This is a genomic window from Micromonospora sp. WMMD730, assembly GCF_049178955.1.
Taxonomy (GTDB): Bacteria; Actinomycetota; Actinomycetes; order Mycobacteriales; family Micromonosporaceae; genus Micromonospora; species Micromonospora wenchangensis.
This window is the reverse complement of sequence record NZ_JBMHML010000002.1, coordinates 4,050,247-4,071,099: the sequence shown is the minus strand read 5'-3', so window position 1 is coordinate 4,071,099 and position 20,853 is coordinate 4,050,247. Positions and strand designations below refer to the sequence as shown.

General features: G+C 72.8%; 1 protein-coding gene and 1 pseudogene (1 of these 2 only partly in view). Both read left to right on the top strand.

From position 1 onward, the window contains the following. A protein-coding gene (locus ACN265_RS17745; RefSeq protein ID WP_421408595.1) for an SDR family NAD(P)-dependent oxidoreductase crosses the window boundary here: on the top strand, window positions 1-15,643 show its 3' portion. The gene continues 749 nt to the left of window position 1, outside the view; only the last 15,643 of its 16,392 coding nucleotides appear in the window; the start codon falls outside the window, past its left edge; it ends in the stop codon at window positions 15,641-15,643. Then, window positions 15,643-20,853, top strand: a pseudogene (locus ACN265_RS17740) (SDR family NAD(P)-dependent oxidoreductase); the annotation flags it as partial. The gene ACN265_RS17745 and the pseudogene ACN265_RS17740, both read left to right, overlap by 1 nt.

Here is a 20,853-nt window from a genome sequence, read left to right as displayed (position 1 = left end):
CGCGGACGGCGACCGGATCCACGCCGTCATCCTCGGCGGCGCGGTCAACCACGACGGCGGCGACCACCAGTTCACCGTGCCCAGCCCGAACGCCCAACGGGAGGTCATCGAACAGGCCCACCGACAGGCCGGCGTCGACCCCGCCGACGTGCAGTACGTCGAACTGCACGGCACCGGCACCAGGGTCGGTGACCCGATCGAGGCCCGGGCGCTCGGCGCGGCCGTCGGCCGCCACCACCCGGCCGACCGGCCGCTGCTGGTGGGTTCGGCCAAGACCAACGTCGGACACCTCGAGGGTGCGGCCGGAGTGGTCGGACTGCTCAAGCTCGTGCTGAGCCTGCGGCACCGCCAACTACCGCCGAGCCTCAACTTCACCCGGCCGAACCCTGAGATCCCGCTCGACGACCTGCGACTGCGGGTACAGACCACCCTGCAACCGTGGCCGGCCGACGGGCGGCTGCTCGGCGGTGTGAGTTCCTTCGGCATGGGCGGGGTGAACTGCCACCTCGTCCTCACCGACGCGCCCCCGTCGACCATCCACCGGCCGCCGGCCCGGCCCGGCACGCCCGTGCCCTGGCTGATCTCGGCCCCGACGCCGCAGGCCCTGCGGGCCCAGGCCGCAGCCCTGATCACCTGGCTCCAGGAACACCCCGACGCGGACCCCGACGCGGTCGGCCGCTCCCTTGCCCTGACCAGGACACGGTTCGCCCACCACGCCGTCATCGACGCACCCGAGGCCGCCGGACGCCGCGACGCGCTGGCCGCGATCGCCGCCGGTCGCGCCGACACCGACACCGGCACCGCCTGGCTGGCCGACCTGCAACCCGACCCGGCGGGATACGTCGACCTGCCCACCTACGCGTTCACCCGCGAGCGGTACTGGGTGGGGGAGGTCCCCGCGCCGACCGCGCCGGGCGGCCCGGCCCCGGACACCCTCGACCTGGTCCGTGCCACCGTGGCGGCGGAACTCGGACACGCGACAGGTGACGCGGTCGACCCGCACCGCACCTTCGAGGACCTCGGGCTCGACTCGATGGGCGTCACCAGCCTCACCGCCCGGCTGAGCACCGCCACCGGCCGGCAACTCGCCACCGGCCTGACGTTCCGGTACCCCACCCCCGCCGACCTCGCGGAGTTCCTGCGCGCGGAACCCACCGGCGATTCCGCTGCGCCACCACGGCCACCGGTGACGGCACCGACCACGGACGACCCGGTCGTGGTGGTCGGCATGGCCTGCCGTTACCCCGGCGGCGTCCGCTCCCCGGAGGACCTGTGGCGGCTGGTCGACGAGGGCACCGACGCCATCACCCCGCTGCCGACCGACCGGGGATGGGACCTGGAACGCCTCTTCGACCCCGACCCGGACCGGCCCGGCACCTCCTACGCCCGCCACGGCGGCTTCCTGCACGACGCGGCGGCCTTCGACGCCGAGTTCTTCGGCATCAGCCCCCGCGAAGCCGCGGCGATGGACCCCCAGCAGCGCGTCCTGCTGGAGGTGTCCTGGGAAGGCATCGAACGCGCGGGCATCGACCCCCTCAGCCTCACCGACAGCCGCGTGGGTGTCTTCGTCGGCGCCACCGACCAGGAGTACGGCCCCCGCCTCGACGCCACCGGCGAGGGCTCGGACGGCTACCGGCTGACCGGTGGCACGGTGAGTGTCGTCTCCGGCCGGATCGCCTACGCCCTGGGTCTCGCCGGACCCGCCGTCACCGTCGACACGGCCTGCTCGTCGTCGTTGGTCGCCATGCACCTCGCCGCCCAGTCCCTGCGGCAGGGGGAATGCACCCTCGCGCTGGCCGCCGGCGTGACCGTGATGGCCGGACCGGGCATGTTCGTCGAGTTCAGCCGGCAGCGTGGCCTCGCCCCCGACGGCCGGTGCAAGGCGTTCGGCGCCGACGCCGACGGCACCGCCTGGGCCGAGGGGGCCGGCGTGCTGGTGCTGGAGCGACTCTCCGACGCCCGTCGCAACGGACACCGGCCGCTTGCCGTGCTCCGCGGTTCGGCGATCAACTCCGACGGGGCCAGCAACGGGTTGACCGCCCCCAACGGTGCCGCCCAGGAAGCCCTCATCCGGCAGACGCTCGACGTCGCCGGCCTCACGGCGCAGGACGTCGACGCCGTGGAGGCCCACGGCACCGGCACCCGGCTCGGCGACCCGATCGAGGCCGAGGCCCTCCTGGCCACCTACGGCCGGCACCGGCCGCCCGGCCGGCCGCTGTGGCTCGGTTCGCTGAAGTCCAACATCGGCCACACCCAGGCCGCCGCCGGCATCGGCGGCGTCATCAAGATGATCGGCGCGATGGGACGGGGCACACTGCCCCGGACCCTGCACGCCGACGTGCCCTCACCCCGGATCGACTGGGCGACGGGCGGCGTCGCGCTGCTGCGCGAACCGACCCCCTGGCCGGACACCGGCCGCCCACGGCGGTTCGCCGTCTCCTCGTTCGGGATCAGCGGGACCAACGCGCACGTGATCCTGGAGGCACCGGCAGAGGAACCGGCAGAGCCGACGCCGTCCGACGTTCCGGTGCCCGCTGCGGTGGTTCCGTGGGTGCTGTCCGCCCGGTCGGAGGCGGGGCTGCGCGCGGTGGCGGGCGGACTGGCGGACGCGCTCGGCGGTTCGACCGACGTGGACGTCGCCTTCTCGCTGGGGTTGCGGTCGGTGTTCGATGCCCGGGCGGTCGTGGTGGGTACGGGCGACGAGCTGCGCTCGGGTCTGCTCGAGGTGGCCGGCAACGGGATGGACGTGAACCGGGCGAATGTGGTGGGTGGTGTTGCGGGTGGTGGTGGGGGTGTGGTTTTTGTGTTTCCGGGTCAGGGTTCGCAGTGGGTGGGTATGGCGGCGGAGTTGTTGGTGTCGTCGCCGGTTTTTGCGGCGCGTATGGGTGAGTGTGCGGTGGCGTTGGCTCCTTTTGTGGAGTGGGATTTGTTGGAGGTGGTGTCGGGTGGGGTGGGTTTGGATCGGGTTGATGTGGTGCAGCCGGTGTTGTTTGCGGTGATGGTGTCGTTGGCTGAGGTGTGGCGGGTGTTTGGGGTGGTGCCGGATGTGGTGGTGGGGCATTCGCAGGGTGAGATTGCGGCGGCGTGTGTGGCGGGGGTGTTGAGTTTGGGGGATGCGGCGCGGGTGGTGGCGGTGCGGAGTCGGTTGTTGCGGGGGTTGTCGGGTGGGGGTGGTATGGCGGTGTTGGGGGTTTCGGTGGGTGTGGTGGAGGGTTTGTTGGTGGGGTTGGGGGGTCGGGTGGTGGTGGCGGCGGTGAATGGTCCGTCGTCGGTGGTGGTGTCGGGTGAGGTGGGGGCGTTGGGGGAGTTGGTGGTGCGGTGTGGGGAGTTGGGGGTGTGGGTGCGGGTGGTTGATGTGGATTATGCGGCGCATTCGTCTGGGGTGGATGGGGTGGTGGGTCGGTTGGGTGTGGAGTTGGGGTCGGTGGTGCCGGTGTCGGGTGGGGTTCCGTTTTATTCGACGGTGGTGGGTGGGGTGGTTGATGGGGGTGAGTTGGGGGCGGGGTATTGGTGTCGTAATTTGCGGGAGGTGGTGGGTTTTGCGGGTGCGGTGGAGGGGTTGGTGGGTGAGGGGTTTCGGGTTTTTGTTGAGGTGAGTCCGCATCCGGTGTTGACGGGTGCGGTGGAGGAGGTGGTGGAGGCGGGGGGTGGTGGGGGTGTGGTGGTGGGGACGTTGCGTCGTGGTGAGGGTGGTTGGGGGCGGTTTTTGTTGTCGTTGGGTGAGGTGTTTGTGGCGGGTGTGGGGGTTGATTGGGGTGCGGCGTTGGTGGGTGGTGCTCGGGTGGCGTTGCCGACGTATCCCTTCCAACACGAACACTTCTGGCACACCGACACCACCGGCCCGCCGACCATCGGCACCGGCACCGGTCTGGACCGGATCGAGCACGACATCCTCCGGGCCCTGGTGAGCACCCCCGACCCGGACCGCCTGGTGCTGCTCGGCGCGATGTCGCACCGGACCCACCCCTGGCTGGCCGACCACAAGGTACGCGGAGACGTCCTCTTCCCCGGCACCGGTTTCCTCGACCTCGCGGCGACCGCCGGTGAACTCGCCGGATACCCCCGCATCGCCGAACTGACCCTGTCCACCCCACTGGTGCTCCCCCCGTCGGGAACCGTCGAGGTGCAGGTCGTCATCGACCCCGCCGACCAACCGGATCAACGCCCGGTGCGGATCAACGCCCGGACGGACGCCACCGGCTCACCCGCGTGGACCTGCCACGCCACCGGCACCCTGAGCCGCGAGCCCCAGCGGCCACCGGACGACCACCCCGCCACCGAGGGCACCGAGATCCCGCTGACCGGTCTCTACGAGGAACTCGACGAACGCGGATTCCAGTACGGGCCGGCGTTCCGGGGCCTGGACGCGGCCTGGTCGCACGACGGCGACGTGACCGTCGAGACGAGCACCGACCTGGCCACCGGCGGGCACACCGTACACCCGGCGCTGCTCGACGCCGTGCTGCACGCCGCGACGCTGCTCGACGGCGGGACCGCAGACGGCCTGCCGTTCGTCTGGACCGGCGTCAGCGTGCACGCACCAGCCGGATCGGCGCTGCGCGCCCGACTACGCCGCGTCGCACCCGACGCCGTGGCGATCGACGCCGTCGACCAGACCGGCGCACCCGTGCTGACCGTCGACGCGTTGACCCTGCGCGCCCCGGCCGGCGACGGTGTGCCCGGCGGGGCCCTGTTCACCGTCGCGTGGCAGCGGTTCGACCCGCCGACCGCCACCGGCACCGGCGACGTCGTCGACGTCACCGGCCAGGACGCCGCAGCAGTACTGGACATCCTGCAGCGGCGGCTGACCGGCCCACCCGAACCACTGGTGCTCACCACCCGACAGGCGTGCGCCGTCACGGCGGACGACGAACCACCCGGCCTCGACAGCGCCGCCGTGTGGGGCCTCGTCCGGTCGGCGCAGGCCGAACACCCGGGCCGCTTCGTGCTGGTGGACTCCGACGGCGGCGCCGTGCCGCCCGACGTCGCCGGCTGGGACGAACCACAACTCGCCTTCCGCGACGGCGTCGCCCACGTGCCACGGCTCGTCCCCGCGCACCCCGGCGACACCCCGCTCACCGTCGACCCGCAGTCCACCGTCGTCGTCACCGGCGGTACGGGCACCCTGGGCGCCCTGATCGCCCGTCGGCTGAAGGCCGACCACGGGGTACGCCGCCTGCTGCTGCTCAGCCGTAGCGGACCGGCCGCCCCGGGGGCAGCCGACCTGGCAGCGGAGTTGGACGCCGACATCGTGGCCGTCGACGTGGCGGACCGGGCCGCACTGGGCGAGGCGCTGCGCGGCGTACGCGTGGGTGGCATCGTGCACGCGGCGGGCATCCTCGACGACGCCCCCCTCACGTCACTCACCCCGGACCGACTGGCCCGCGTGATGGCCGCCAAGGTCACCTCGGCCGTCCTGCTCGACGAACTGACCCGCGACCAGGACCTGGCGTTCTTCGTGCTGTTCTCTTCCGTCGTCGGCGTCCTGGGCAACGCGGGGCAGGCCGCGTACGCCGCCGCCAACGCCGCACTCGGTAGCCTCGCCCGGCGTCGGCACGCCCACGGCGCGCCGGCACAGTCGATCGCCTGGGGCCTGTGGGAGGTGAACACCAGCCTGACCGAGGCGATGACCGACGCCGACCGGGCCCGACTGGCCCGCGCCGGCGTACACCCCCTCTCCGTCGGCGACGGCCTGCGGCTGTTCGACGCGGCCCTGCGGACCCCCGTGCCCGAACTCGTCGCGGCCCGGCTCACCCGCACACCGGGAGACGAGACCTCCCCGCTGCTGCGCGGCCGCACCACCACACCCGCCTCCCCACCGCACCGGCTCGACGGCCGGCTCGCCCGCAGACCGGCCGAGGAGCAACAACGACTGGTGCTCGACCTGGTCCGCACGCACGCCGCCACCGTCCTCGGCCACGACAGCCCCGACCTGATCCGGCCCGACCGGGCGTTCAAGGAGATCGGCTTCGACTCGCTGCTCGCGGTCGAGTTCCGCAACCGGCTCGGCAGGGCCACCGGCCTGCGGCTGCCCGCCACCCTGGTCTTCGACCACCCCGATCCGGGCACCCTCGCGGAGTACCTGCGCCAGCAGCTGACCGGCGGACGGCACACCCCCTCCGCACCCGGCCGCCAGGCCGTCACCGGTAACCGGGCCACCGCCGACGACCCGGTGGTGATCGTGGGGATGGCCTGCCGCTACCCCGGTGGCATCCGCTCGGCCGACGACCTGTGGCGGTTTGTCGTCGAGGAGGGCGACGCGATCACCGGCTTCCCGACCGACCGCGGCTGGCCCGACGACCTGTACGACCCGGAGCCGGGCAGCTCCGGACACACCTACGCCCGGGGCGGCGGCTTCCTGCACGACGCGGCCGACTTCGATGCCGACTTCTTCGGCATCTCCCACCGCGAGGCACTCGCGATGGACCCGCAACAACGGCACCTGCTGGAGGTCTCCTGGGAGGCCCTGGAACACGCCGGCATCGACCCGGCCACCCTGCGCGGCAGCGACACCGCGGTGTTCACCGGCCTGATGTATCACGACTACGGCATCCGCGTGGACGTGCCGCCCGACGCCGTGGCCGGCTACCTCAGCTCGGGCACGACCGGCGGCGTCGCCTCCGGCCGGGTCTCCTACGTCATGGGTCTGGAAGGCCCGGCGGTCACCGTGGACACCGCGTGTTCGTCGTCGCTGGTGGCACTGCACCTGGCCGCGCAGGCGCTGCAGGCCGGGGAGTGCTCGCTGGCCCTGGCCGGCGGCGCCACCATCATGTCCACCCCCGGTCTCTACGTGGACTTCGGTCACCAACGTGCGTTGTCCCCCGACGGGCGGTGCCGGCCCTATTCGGACGCGGCGGACGGCACGGGCTTCTCCGAGGGTGTGGGTGTGGTGGTGGTGGAGCGGTTGTCGGATGCGCGTCGTCGGGGTCATCGGGTGTTGGCGGTGGTGCGGGGGAGTGCGGTTAATCAGGATGGTGCGTCGAATGGGTTGACGGCGCCGAGTGGGTTGGCTCAGCAGCGGGTGATTCGTCGGGCGTTGGGTGTGGCGGGTTTGGGTGTGGGTGATGTGGATGTGGTGGAGGGGCATGGGACGGGGACGCGGTTGGGTGATCCGATTGAGGTGCAGGCGTTGGTGGGGACGTATGGGCGGGGTCGGGTGGTGGGGCGGCCGTTGTGGTTGGGGTCGGTGAAGTCGAATGTTGGTCATACGCAGGCGGCTGCTGGTGTGGCGGGTGTGATCAAGATGGTGCAGGCGTTGCGGTTTGGGGTGTTGCCGGCGTCGTTGCATGTGGTGGTGCCGTCGTCGCAGGTGGATTGGTCGGGTGGTGGGGTTGCGGTGTTGGGTGAGGCGCGGGTGTGGCCGGAGGTGGGTCGGGTTCGTCGTGCGGGGGTGTCGTCGTTCGGGATCAGTGGGACGAATGCTCACGTGATCCTTGAGGAGGCGCGGGAGTCGGAGCGGCCAGCCGAGTCGGGGCCGTCAGCCGGGCCGGTGTCGCCTGTTCCGTCGGTCGTGCCGTGGGTGATCTCGGCGAAGAGTCCGGATGCCCTGCGGGCGCGGGCGGAGCAGTTGTTGTCGTGTGTGGATCTTGATCCGGTCGATGTCGGGTATTCGTTGGCGACGACCCGGGCGGTGTTCGAGCATCGTGCGGCCATCGTCGCGGGCGACCGTGCCGGGTTCCGCACGGCCCTGCAGACCCTCGCGGACGGCGGTGCGTCGGCGAATGTGGTGGGTGGTGTTGCGGGTGGTGGTGGGGGTGTGGTTTTTGTGTTTCCGGGTCAGGGTTCGCAGTGGGTGGGTATGGCGGCGGAGTTGTTGGTGTCGTCGCCGGTTTTTGCGGCGCGTATGGGTGAGTGTGCGGTGGCGTTGGCTCCTTTTGTGGAGTGGGATTTGTTGGAGGTGGTGTCGGGTGGGGTGGGTTTGGATCGGGTTGATGTGGTGCAGCCGGTGTTGTTTGCGGTGATGGTGTCGTTGGCTGAGGTGTGGCGGGTGTTTGGGGTGGTGCCGGATGTGGTGGTGGGGCATTCGCAGGGTGAGATTGCGGCGGCGTGTGTGGCGGGGGTGTTGAGTTTGGGGGATGCGGCGCGGGTGGTGGCGGTGCGGAGTCGGTTGTTGCGGGGGTTGTCGGGTGGGGGTGGTATGGCGGTGTTGGGGGTTTCGGTGGGTGTGGTGGAGGGTTTGTTGGTGGGGTTGGGGGGTCGGGTGGTGGTGGCGGCGGTGAATGGTCCGTCGTCGGTGGTGGTGTCGGGTGAGGTGGGGGCGTTGGGGGAGTTGGTGGTGCGGTGTGGGGAGTTGGGGGTGTGGGTGCGGGTGGTTGATGTGGATTATGCGGCGCATTCGTCTGGGGTGGATGGGGTGGTGGGTCGGTTGGGTGTGGAGTTGGGGTCGGTGGTGCCGGTGTCGGGTGGGGTTCCGTTTTATTCGACGGTGGTGGGTGGGGTGGTTGATGGGGGTGAGTTGGGGGCGGGGTATTGGTGTCGTAATTTGCGGGAGGTGGTGGGTTTTGCGGGTGCGGTGGAGGGGTTGGTGGGTGAGGGGTTTCGGGTTTTTGTTGAGGTGAGTCCGCATCCGGTGTTGACGGGTGCGGTGGAGGAGGTGGTGGAGGCGGGGGGTGGTGGGGGTGTGGTGGTGGGGACGTTGCGTCGTGGTGAGGGTGGTTGGGGGCGGTTTTTGTTGTCGTTGGGTGAGGTGTTTGTGGCGGGTGTGGGGGTTGATTGGGGTGCGGCGTTGGTGGGTGGTGCTCGGGTGGCGTTGCCGACGTATCCCTTCCAACACGAACACTTCTGGCTGACCACGGTGGAGCGTGCGCGGCCCACCTCCGCCGCCTGGCGTCACCACGTCGTCTGGCAACCCACGGACGTCGACACCGCACCGCCGTCCGCAGGAACCGGCGACGGCACCGCACTGCCCGGAACATGGCTGGTGCTGACGGCCGGCGACCCGTGGGGGACCGCCTGGGCCGAGGCGCTCACCACCCACGGCATCGACGTCATCCACGCCGACGTGCCGGCCGGCACCACCTGCCGGACCGAGCTGGTCGACCTGATCACCTCCGCCGGGAGCGATCTGCGCGGCGTGCTGTCCTTCCTTGCCGCCGCCGACGAACCGCTGCCCGACCACCCCGGCGTGCCCGCCGGGCTGGCCGCCACGGTGGCCCTCGTCCAAGCGATCGAGGACACCGGGAGCGCAGCGCCGTTGTGGCTGCTGACCGACGGGGCGGTACCGGCAGAACCCACCGACCCCGTGACGGGCACCACCGACGCCCTGGTCTGGGGCCTGGGTGCCGTGGCCGCCCTCGAACTGCCGGACCGCTGGGGCGGCCTCGTCGACCTACCCGGATCACCCGGCGACGACCAGGTCACCGCCCGCCTGTGCCGGATCCTGACCCGCCGCGGCCGCGCCGACCGGTTCGCCGTCCGGGCCGGCGGAACGTACGCCCGGCGGATGAGCCCGGCGGCCCGGCACACCACCACCCCAGCCCGCCGACGGTGGAAACCCTCCGGAACGGCGCTCGTGACCGGGGGAACCGGAGCCGTCGGCCGACACGTCGCGCGGTGGCTGGCCCGCAACGGCGTCGAACACCTGCTGCTCCTGAGCCGGCGCGGTCCCGACGCCGAGAACGCCGCCGAACTCACCACGGAGCTGACCGGACTGGGCACCCGCGTCACCATCGTGTCCTGCGACGCCGCCGACCGCGAGGCCCTGACCCGGGTGCTCACCGAGGTACCCGAGCAGTTCCCGCTCACCGCGGTGTTCCACTGCGCCATGGTGCTCGACGACGCCGTGCTGGCCGACATCACCCCGGCCAGCCTCGACGCCGTCCTGCGGCCGAAGATCGACGCGGCGACCAACCTGCACGAGCTGACCCGGGACCTCGACCTCTCGGCGTTCGTCCTGTTCTCCTCCGTCGCCGGTGTCCTCGGCAACGCGGGGCAGGGCGCCTACGCCGCGGCGAACACGTTCCTCGACAGCCTCGCCTACCGCAGACGCCGAGAGGGCCGTACGGCCACCTCCATCGCCTGGGGTGCCTGGGACACCCCGGACGCCCACCGACGCAACCGCAGGCTGGCCGGCCAGGGCCTCGTCGCGATGCGGGCCGAAACCGCCGTCGACGCCCTCCAGGAAACCCTCGACCGGGACGAGACCTTCCTGGTCATCGCCGACATCGACGAGCAACGGCGGACCCCGCGGCAGCCTGCGGAACTCCCCGCGCCCACCGCCCGGCTCGACGGCATGTCCGTCCCCGAACAGACCGGCTACCTGCGGGACCTGGTCGGCGCGGAAGCAGCGTTCGTCCTCGGCCACGGCGACGCGTCCCGCGTCCCGGCGGACCACGCGTTCCGCGACCTCGGCTTCGACTCCCTGATGTCGGTGCAGCTGCGCAACCGGCTCAACCAGGCGACCGGCCTGCGGTTGCCGACCACCGTCGCCTTCGACCACCCGACCCCCGTACGCCTCGTCGAACACCTCCGGGAACTGCTGACCGGCGGCCACCGCACCGAGTCCACCCCGACCGTCGTGGCCGTCGCCGACGACCCGGTGGTGATCGTGGGGATGGCCTGCCGCTACCCCGGCGGTATCCGGTCGGCCGACGACCTGTGGCGGTTCGTCGTCGAGGAACGCGACGCGATCACCGGTTTCCCTACCGACCGCGGCTGGCCGGTGGACCTCTACGACCCCCGACAGGGCGCCCCCGGCCACACCCATGCCCGGGGCGGCGGCTTCCTGCACGACGCGGCCGACTTCGACGCCGAGTTCTTCGGCATCTCACCACGCGAGGCCCTCGCGATGGACCCGCAGCAGCGGCTCCTCCTGGAGGTCTCCTGGGAGGCCCTGGAACACGCCGGCATCGACCCGGCCACCCTGCGCGACAGCGACACCGGGGTCTTCGCCGGCACCAACGGCCAGGACTACGGAATGCTGCAACAGAGCACCGCCGGCGTCGAGGGCTACACCCTCGCCGGACGCGCCTCCAGCGTGGTGTCCGGACGGGTCTCCTACGCGCTGGGCCTGCAGGGGCCCGCCATCACCGTGGACACCGCGTGTTCGTCGTCGCTGGTGGCACTGCACCTGGCCGCGCAGGCGCTGCAGGCCGGGGAGTGCTCCGTCGCCCTCGCCGGCGGCGTCACCGTCATGGCCACGCCGACGACCTTCATCGAGTTCTCCCGGCAGGGCGGCCTGTCCCCCGACGGCCGCTGCCACTCCTACTCCGACTCGGCCGCCGGCACCGCCTGGTCCGAGGGTGTGGGTGTGGTGGTGGTGGAGCGGTTGTCGGATGCGCGTCGTCGGGGTCATCGGGTGTTGGCGGTGGTGCGGGGGAGTGCGGTTAATCAGGATGGTGCGTCGAATGGGTTGACGGCGCCGAGTGGGTTGGCTCAGCAGCGGGTGATTCGTCGGGCGTTGGGTGTGGCGGGTTTGGGTGTGGGTGATGTGGATGTGGTGGAGGGGCATGGGACGGGGACGCGGTTGGGTGATCCGATTGAGGTGCAGGCGTTGGTGGGGACGTATGGGCGGGGTCGGGTGGTGGGGCGGCCGTTGTGGTTGGGGTCGGTGAAGTCGAATGTTGGTCATACGCAGGCGGCTGCTGGTGTGGCGGGTGTGATCAAGATGGTGCAGGCGTTGCGGTTTGGGGTGTTGCCGGCGTCGTTGCATGTGGTGGTGCCGTCGTCGCAGGTGGATTGGTCGGGTGGTGGGGTTGCGGTGTTGGGTGAGGCGCGGGTGTGGCCGGAGGTGGGTCGGGTTCGTCGTGCGGGGGTGTCGTCGTTCGGGATCAGTGGGACGAATGCTCACGTGATCCTTGAGGAGGCGCGGGAGTCGGAGCGGCCAGCCGAGTCGGGGCCGTCAGCCGGGCCGGGGCCATCAGCCGGGCCGGTGTCGCCTGTGCTGTCGGTCGTGCCGTGGGTGATCTCGGCGAAGAGTTCGGATGCCTTGCGGGTCCGGGCGGAGCAGTTGTTGTCGTGTGTGGATCTTGATCCGGTCGATGTCGGGTATTCGTTGGCGACGACTCGGGCGGTGTTCGAGCATCGTGCGGCCATCGTCGCGGGCGACCGTGCCGGGTTCCGCACGGCCCTGCAGACCCTCGCGGACGGCGGTGCGGGCGCCGGACTCTTCCGGGCTGCCGCCGCGCCCGCGCCCCGACTGGCGATGGTCTTCTCCGGCCAGGGCTCCCAACGGCCCGGCATGGGCGCCGACCTGTACCGCCGGTACCCGGCCTTTGCGCAGGCCATGGACGAGGTGCTGGACCGGCTGCCGATCCGCGACGTGCTGTTCGGCCAGGACCAGGACCGACTCGCCGGGACCGGCAACGCCCAACCCGCCCTGTTCGCGTTCCAGGTGGCACTCTTCCGGCTGACCGAGTCCTGGGGAATCGTGCCCGACCACGTGGCCGGGCACTCGATCGGCGAGATCGCCGCCGCCCACGTCGCCGGCGTCCTCTCGCTCGACGACGCGTGCACGCTGGTCGCCGAGCGCGCCCGCCTGATGCAGGCGCTGCCCGGCGGCGGGGCGATGGTGGCGCTGCGGGCAGGCGAGGAGGAGGTCCTGCCCCTGCTGTCCGACGAGGTGTCCATCGCCGCGGTCAACGGCCCCCGTGCGGTGGTGATCGCCGGCACGGAGGAGGCGGTCCTGCGGGTGGCCGCCGGATTCGACCGGTCGACCCGGCTACGGGTGTCCCACGCCTTCCACTCCCACCTCATGCAGCCGGTCCTCGCCGACTTCCAGGACGTCGTCGTCCGGCTGACGTTCAACCGACCCGAGATCGACATCGTCGCCGGCGGCGACGTCACCGAGCCCGGCTACTGGGTCCGCCACGTCCGCGACACGGTGCGCTACGCCGACCGCGTCGCACGCCTGACCGACCTCGGCGTCACGGTGTCCCTGGAGATCGGGCCGGACTCCGTCCTGTCGGCGCTGGGCCCCCGTACCGCGGCCAACATCCCGCTGTGCCGCCGCAACCAGCCCGAGGACGTCACCGTGGTCACCGCGACCGCACGCGCCCACGTGCACGGCGTCGCGGTGCACTGGCCGGCGCTGTTCCCGGGCGCCCGGCGGGTCGACCTGCCGACGTACCCCTTCCGGTCCACCCGGTTCTGGCCCGCCGTCAGCCTCGCGACCGGCGACGTCACCCGCGCCGGCCTCGACGCCGTCGACCATGCCCTGCTCGGTGCGGGGGTGGACCTGCCCGACCGGGGCGGCCGGGTCTTCACCGGCCGGCTGTCCGTCGCCGCCCAACCCTGGCTGGCCGACCATGTCATCCACGGCGTGAACCTCTTCCCGGCCACCGGTTTCGTGGAACTGGTGCGTCGCGCCGCCCGGGCCGTCGACGATCTCGCCCTCGACGAACTGACGCTGCGTACCCCCCTGGTCCTGCCCGCCACCGGCACCGTGCAGATCCAGGTGACCGTCGACGGCCCGGACGCCGCCGACCGGCGTCCGGTCGCCGTCTACGCCCGGACCGGTGACGACGACGGCCCGTGGACGCAGCACGCGGCGGGCCTGCTCTCCCCGGCGGGGCCGCAGACCGCCGGCCCGGCGGGCGAATGGCCCCCACCCGGGGCGGTGCCGATCGACCTCGACGGGCTCTACCCCGGGCTCGCCGACCGGGGCTTCGCCTACGGCGAGACGTTCCGGGGCCTACGGTCGGCCTGGCGCGTCGGCGACGAGGTCCTCGTCGAGGCCCGGACCACCACCGACCCGCAGGGCTACGGAACCCACCCGGCCCTGCTGGACGCCGTCCTGCACGCCTCGGTGTTCCTGCCGGACGGCCACCGGCCCCGGGTGCCGTTCCTCTGGAACGGGCTGCGCTTCCACGCGCCGAGCGGTGCGGTCCTGCGCGCGAGGGTGCGCCCCACCGGCCCGGACACCCTGTCCGTCGACGCCACCGACGAGACCGGCACCCCCGTCCTGACCGTGGAGGCGCTCACCCTGCGCGGCCACCCGGCCGACAGCCGGGTGCGCGACGCGTTGTTCGCGGTCGAATGGCAACCTCCGCACCACCGCGACCCTGCCGTCACCGACGGCCACGACCGGATCGACGTCACCGGTCGGGACGCCGGAGACGTCCTGGAGATCCTCCGGCACCGCCTGGCCGGCACCGCCGACCGGCCGCTGGTGATCGTGACCCACGGCGCGGTCCAGACGACCCCGCAGGACGACCCGGCGCTGCCCGACGCGGCGGCAGTCTGGGGCCTGGTGCGCTGCGCCCAGGTCGAACACCCCGGCAGGTTCATCCTGGCCGACCTGCCCGCCGACGGCACCGGGGAGCTGCCGGCCGACCTCTGCGGGTGGGACGAGCCCCAGATCGCGGTGCGCCCCGTGGGCGTACTGGTGCCCCGGCTGCTGCCCACCACGGCCGACGCCGACCCTCCCGCCGTCGATCCGCAGGCCACCGTCGTGATCACCGGGGGCACCAGCGGCCTCGGCGCGCTGATCGCCCGGCACCTCGTGGCCGAGCACGGCGTCCGCGACCTGCTGCTGCTCAGCCGCAGCGGGCCGGCCGCACCCGAGGCCGCCGGGCTCGTCGCCGACCTGGGCGCCCGGGTGCTCGCCGTCGACGTGTCCGATCGTGCGGCGCTGGGCCGGGCCCTGGACGGTGTCCGGATCGGCGGGGTCGTGCACTGCGCGACGCTGCTCGACGACGCCCCGGTGACGTCGCTGACCCCCGACCGCGTCCGACGCGTCATGTCCACCAAGGTCACCTCCGCCGGGTGGCTGGACGAGTTGACCCGCGACCAGGATCTGTCGTTCTTCGTGGTGTTCTCCTCGCTCGCGGGGACCCTGGGCAACGCCGGACAGGCCGCCTACGCGGCCGCCAACGCGGCACTGGACGCGCTGGTGACCCGCCGGTGGGCCCGAGGGCTGCCAGCCCGGTCGATCGTCTGGGGCCTGTGGGACACACCCTCGACCCTGACCGGCGGCATGGCGGCGGCGGACCGCGCCCGCGCGACCCGCGCCGGGGTCACCCCCCTGTCGGTCGGGGACGGCCTGCTGCTGTTCGACGCCGCGCTGCGCTGCGCCCGGCCCGTCGTGGTGGCGGCCCGGCTGCACCCCACAGCCGGGGAGGCGACCGCACCGGTGCTGCGGAGCCTGCTGCCGCGACCCCCACGGCAGGAGCCCCGCCGCGACGACATCCGCGACCGGCTCGCGGGACGCCCGCCGCAGGACCGCAGGCGGATGCTCGTGGACCTCGTGCGCGGCCACGCGGCAGCGGTGCTGGGACACCCCACGACCGCGACGATCGGCCCCCACCGGGCCTTCACCGACCTCGGGTTCGACTCGCTCATGGCGGTCGAGTTCCGCAACCGCCTCGACGACGCCACCGGCCTGCGCCTGCCCGCCACCACGGTCTTCGAACACGCCAACGTGGACGAGTTGGCCGGGCACCTGGACACGGTGCTGTTCCCCGCGGCCGAACCGGCCGCCGGCACCGCCGACGACGAGCAGATCCGGCAGTTGCTGCACGCCATCCCGATGAGTGAGCTGCGCGGATCGGGCCTGTTGGACCGGCTGCTCGCGTTGGCCTCCGGCGATCCGGCCCGGACGGGTGCGCTGGAGGCGATCGACGACCTGGACACCGACAGCCTCATCGCGATGGCACTCGGCGGTGCCCACCCGGGCGACCCAGACGAGGAGGTCCCGTCCCGATGAGCGACGAGAAGCTGGTCCAGGCGCTCCGCGCCGCTGTCAAGGAGAACGAACGGCTGCGCCTGCGCAACTCCGGACTGGCCGACTCGCTGCGGGAGCCGATCGCCATCGTGGGCATGGCGTGCCGGTACCCGGGCGGGGTGGGGTCGCCGGAGGAACTGTGGCAGTTCGTCGTCGAGGACGGCGACGGCATCACACCGCTGCCCACCGACCGGGGCTGGGCCGAGGACCTCTACCACCCCGAGCCGGGAACGCCCGGGCACACCTACACCCGTGGTAGCGGGTTCCTGCACGACGCCGGGGTCTTCGACGCCGACTTCTTCGGCATCCCACCGCGCGAGGCCCTGGACATGGACCCCCAGCAGCGGCTGCTGCTGGAGGTGTCGTGGTCGGCGATCGAACAGGCCGGGATCGACCCGACCACGCTACGGGGCAGCGACACCGGCGTGTTCGTCGGCGCCATGTACCACGACTACCTCGGCAGCACCGGGACCGGCGCGATGATCTCCGGCCGGATCTCGTACACGCTGGGTCTGGAAGGTCCCGCGATGACCCTGGACACCGCCTGCTCGGCGTCGCTGGTGGCGTTGCACGTGGCCACCGGGGCGCTACGGGCCAGGGAGTGCGGGCTGGCGCTGGTGGGTGGGGTCGCCGTCATGGCGACCCCGGAGGCGGTCATCGAGTTCGGTCGTCGCCGGGGACTGTCGAAGGACGGCCGGTGCCGGTCCTTCGCCGAGGCCGCCGACGGCACCGGGTTCGCCGAGGGCGTCGGCGTCCTGGTGGTGGAACGACTGTCGGACGCCCGACGCAACGGGCACACCGTGCTGGCGGTCGTGCGCGGTAGCGCGGTCAACCAGGACGGCGCGTCCAACGGCTTCACCGCTCCCAGCGTCAAGGCCCAGCAGCGGGTGATCCGCCGGGCACTCGCCGCCGCCGGCCTGGCCGCGGACGACGTCGACGTGGTCGAGGGGCACGGTACCGGCACCACCCTCGGCGACCCGATCGAGGCGCAGGCCCTGCTCACCACCTACGGACGTGACCGGCCCCCGGAACGCCCGCTGTGGCTGGGCTCGGTCAAGTCGAACATCGGCCACACCCAGGCCGCCGCCGGGGTCGCCGGCATCATCAAAATGATCTTCGCGATGCGGCACGGCCGACTGCCCCGCACCCTGCACGTCGACGAGCCGAGCCGCCAGGTGGACTGGTCCGGCGGCGGCGTACGCCTGCTCCTCGAACCCCGCGACTGGCCCCGCGGACAACGACCACGGCGGGCCGGGATCTCCGGATTCGGCGTCAGCGGAACCAACGCGCACGTCATCATCGAGGAACCACCGGCCGAGCCTGCCCCGCCGGCAGCCGGACCCCACACCGCCGTGACGACACCCCCCGGCCTGGTCTGGCCGGTGTCCGGACACACGCCCGAAGCCCTGCGGACGCAGGCCGGGCGCCTACTGGCCCACCTGGACCGCCAGCCGGAACCGGACCCCGCCGACGTGGCCCGCACGTTGACCACCCGCCCGGCGTTCCCGCACCGCGCGGTGGTCACCGGATCGGACCTGACCGACCTGCGACGGGGCCTCACCGCGGTGGCCGCCGGAACCGACGACCCCACCGTGTTCACCGGCGAGGCGCGCCCGGCCGGGCTGACGGCGTTCGCGTTCACCGGGCAGGGCGCCCAGCGACCGGGCATGGGCCGCGAACTCGCCCGGGCGTTCCCGGCGTTCGCTGCGGCGTTCGCCGCGGTCACCGCCGAACTGGACCGGCACCTGCCGCGACCGCTGCGCGAGGTCGTCTGGGGCGACACCCCGGAACTGGTCGAGCAGACCCAGTACGCCCAGACCGGACTGTTCGCCGTCGAAGTGGCGCTCACCGAACTGATGCGGACCTTCGGCATCCGACCGGACCTGGTGCTCGGCCACTCGGTCGGCGAACTCGTCGCCGCACACGTGGCCGGGGTGCTGTCCCTCCCCGACGCGGCCCGCCTGGTCGCCGCCCGCGCCCGGCTGATGCAGGCACTCCCATCCGGCGGCGCGATGGTGTCGGTACGCGCCGACGAGGCGGCCGTGGCACCGTACCTGTCCGCACAGGTGGCCCTCGCCGCGGTGAACGGACCCACCGCCGTCGTGCTCTCCGGAGCGGAACAGCCGGTCCTCGCGGCCGCTGCCGACCTGTCCGCCCGGGGCGTCCGGACCACGCGGCTCGCCGTCAGCCACGCCTTCCACTCCCCGCTGATCGAGGGCATGCTCGACGACTTCCGTGCGGTCCTGGCGACGGTGGAGCTACGGCCGCCCGTCCTGCCGCTGCTGTCCGGCGTGACCGGGAAACCCGCCACGGCGGCGCAACTGTGCACTCCGGAACACTGGGTGGCCAACGTCCGGGACACCGTCCGGTTCGCCGACTGCGTCGACGCCCTCGCCGGGCACGACGTCACCTCCTGCGTGGAGATCGGCCCGGACGCCGTACTGGCCGGACTGGCCACCGCGCCGGTGCCGTGGGTGCCGACGCAGCGCCGCCGGCTGGCCGAACCGGCCGCGCTCCTGGCCGCGCTGGCCCGGTCGCACGCCGACGGCCGGACCGTCGACTGGACCGCGTGGCTCGGCGATACCGGGCGGCGGATCGACCTGCCGACCTACGCCTTCCAGCACAAACGGTACTGGGCCGGCGGCATCAGCCTGGGGCGCGACACCGGACGCGGCCCGTCCGCCCTCGACCACGACATCCTCCGGGAGGTGGTGGAATCCCCCGACACCGACCGGCTGGTGGTGACCGGCCGGGTGTCCCGGCACGCCCAGCCGTGGCTGGCCGACCACGCGTACGGGGCGACGGTGCTCCTGCCCGGCGCGGCGTTCGTCGACCTCGCCCTCACCGTCGGCCACCTGGTCGGCTGCCCCGTCGTCGACGACCTGACCGTCGCCACGCCGATGGCGGTGCCCGACCAGGGTGAGATCCCGGTGCAGGTCGTGCTGGAAGCGGGCGACGCCACCGGTCGGCGGACCGTGCAGGTGTACTCCCGAGCACCGGACCAACCCGGTTGGACCTGCCACGCCACCGGGACCCTGTCGGACCGGCAGCCGCCCCTGCCCCTGGCCGAACCGACCTGGCCCCCGGCGCAGGCCACGCCCGTGGACACCGACGGCACCTACGACAGGCTCGCCGACCAGGGCTTCGCATACGGCCCGGCGTTCCAGGGCTTGCGTGCCGCGTGGCGGCGCGACGACGTCGTCGACGCCGAGGTGACGATGGAGGAGGCCGGACGCCACCTGGTGCACCCGGCCCTGCTGGACGCGTCCCTGCACGCGGCCACGCTGCTCGTCGCCGCCGGCCTGCCCTTCGCCTGGACCGGCGTCGCGGTTTTCGCCCCCGGCACCACGGCGGTGCGGGTGCGGCTGCGTCGCACCGGCGCGGACACCGTCGCGGTCGCCGCGTTCGACCAGGCCGGCAGCCCCGTGTACGCGGTGGACTCCCTGACGCTGCGGCCGGTGACCACGCAACAGGTGGCGGCCGACACCGTGCTGCGGCGAGCGATGTTCCACGTACGGTGGCAGCCGACGCCGGCCGGACCGGAGCCCGCCGGGATCACCTTCGACGTCCGGCGGGGCGGCGGGGCGAACCCGTGCGACGCGGTCACCGAGGCCCTGCGGCAGATACAGGAATGGCTCGCCGGACACCACGACGACCACGAACGGCTCATGATCCAGACGGCCGGTGCGGTCGCGGTGACTGCCGACGACGCCGTGTCCGACCTGGGCGGCGCGGGAGTGTGGGGACTGGTGCGCTCCGCCCAGTCGGAACACCCCGACCGCCTCGTCCTCGTCGACACCGACGGCACCCACGACGAGCGGACCCTGAGCGCCCTGGCCGCCGCGGGGGAGAGCCAGATCGCGGTCCGCGACGGCCGGACGCTGGTGCCCCGGTTGGCGCGGACCCCGGTGCCCGCCGCGACGGACGACGAACCGCTGGTGCCACCGGACGAAACGGTCGTCATCACCGGCGGCACCGGCGCGCTCGGCCGGCTGGTCGCCCGCCACCTCGTCGTCGACCGTGGCGTGCGGAACCTGCTGGTGCTCAGCCGCAGCGGGCCGGAGTCGCCCGCCGCCACGGAACTCGTCGAGCACCTCGGGGCACACGTCGTCGCGGTCGACGCCGCCGACCGCGACGCGCTGGCGCGGGTGCTCGCCGGGGTCCGGATCGGCGGGGTCGTCCACGCGGCGGGCGTGCTCGACGACGGCGTGGTCGAGTCGATGACGCCGCAGCGGGTCGCCGGCGTGCTCCGGGCGAAGGTCGACGCCGCCATCGCCCTGCACGACCTGACCAGGGACCGGCCACCGGCCTTCTTCACGATGTTCTCCTCCGCCGCCGGGATCCTCGGCAGCCCCGGCCAGAGCGCGTACGCGGCGGCGAACGCCACCCTCGACGGCCTCGCCGCGCACCGCCGGTCGCTGGGGCTTCCCGCCCAGTCACTGGCCTGGGGGCTGTGGGCGCAGAGCGACGGGATGGCGTCCGCGATGGACGCGACCGGCCGCGCCCGGGTGGACCGGGCCGGCGTCGCGCCACTGTCCGCCGCCGAGGGACTCGCCCTGTTCGACGCCGCACTGCGGACCGACATGTCCCTGCTCGTGCCCGCGCGTCTCGACACGGCCGCGAACGACAACCCGTCGACCATGATGCGTGGCCTGCGCCCCGCGCCGGCACACCGCAGCACCGAACAGCGCAACGTGCTGCACCGGCTGGTCGGGTTGTCCCCCGGTGAGCAGCACCGGGTGCTGGTGGACGTGGTACGCGGACACGCAGCGGCCGTCCTGGGTCACCCGGGCCCGGACGCCGTCGGTGCCGGACGGGCCTTCACCGACCTCGGGTTCGACTCGCTGATGGCCGTGGAACTGCGTAACCGGCTGCAGTCCGCGACCGGCCTGCGACTGTTGCCCACCCTGGTCTTCGACCACCCGAACCCCGAGGAGTTGGCGGCCCATCTGCGCGCGGCGGCCGTGCCGGCGCAGGAGGCCGCGCCGGTGCCCCTCCTGGAGACGCTGGCCCGACTGGAGGCGCAGCTCGCGTCCCTGGACCCGGACGACGGCATCCGACCACAGGTCACGGACCGGCTCGGTCGCCTGCTGTCCGACCTCGACGACCGGTCGACGCCGTCCGGAATCGACCTGACCGGCGCGTCGCGGCAGGAGGTCCTCAATCTGATCGACAGCAGGTTCGGCGTCTAG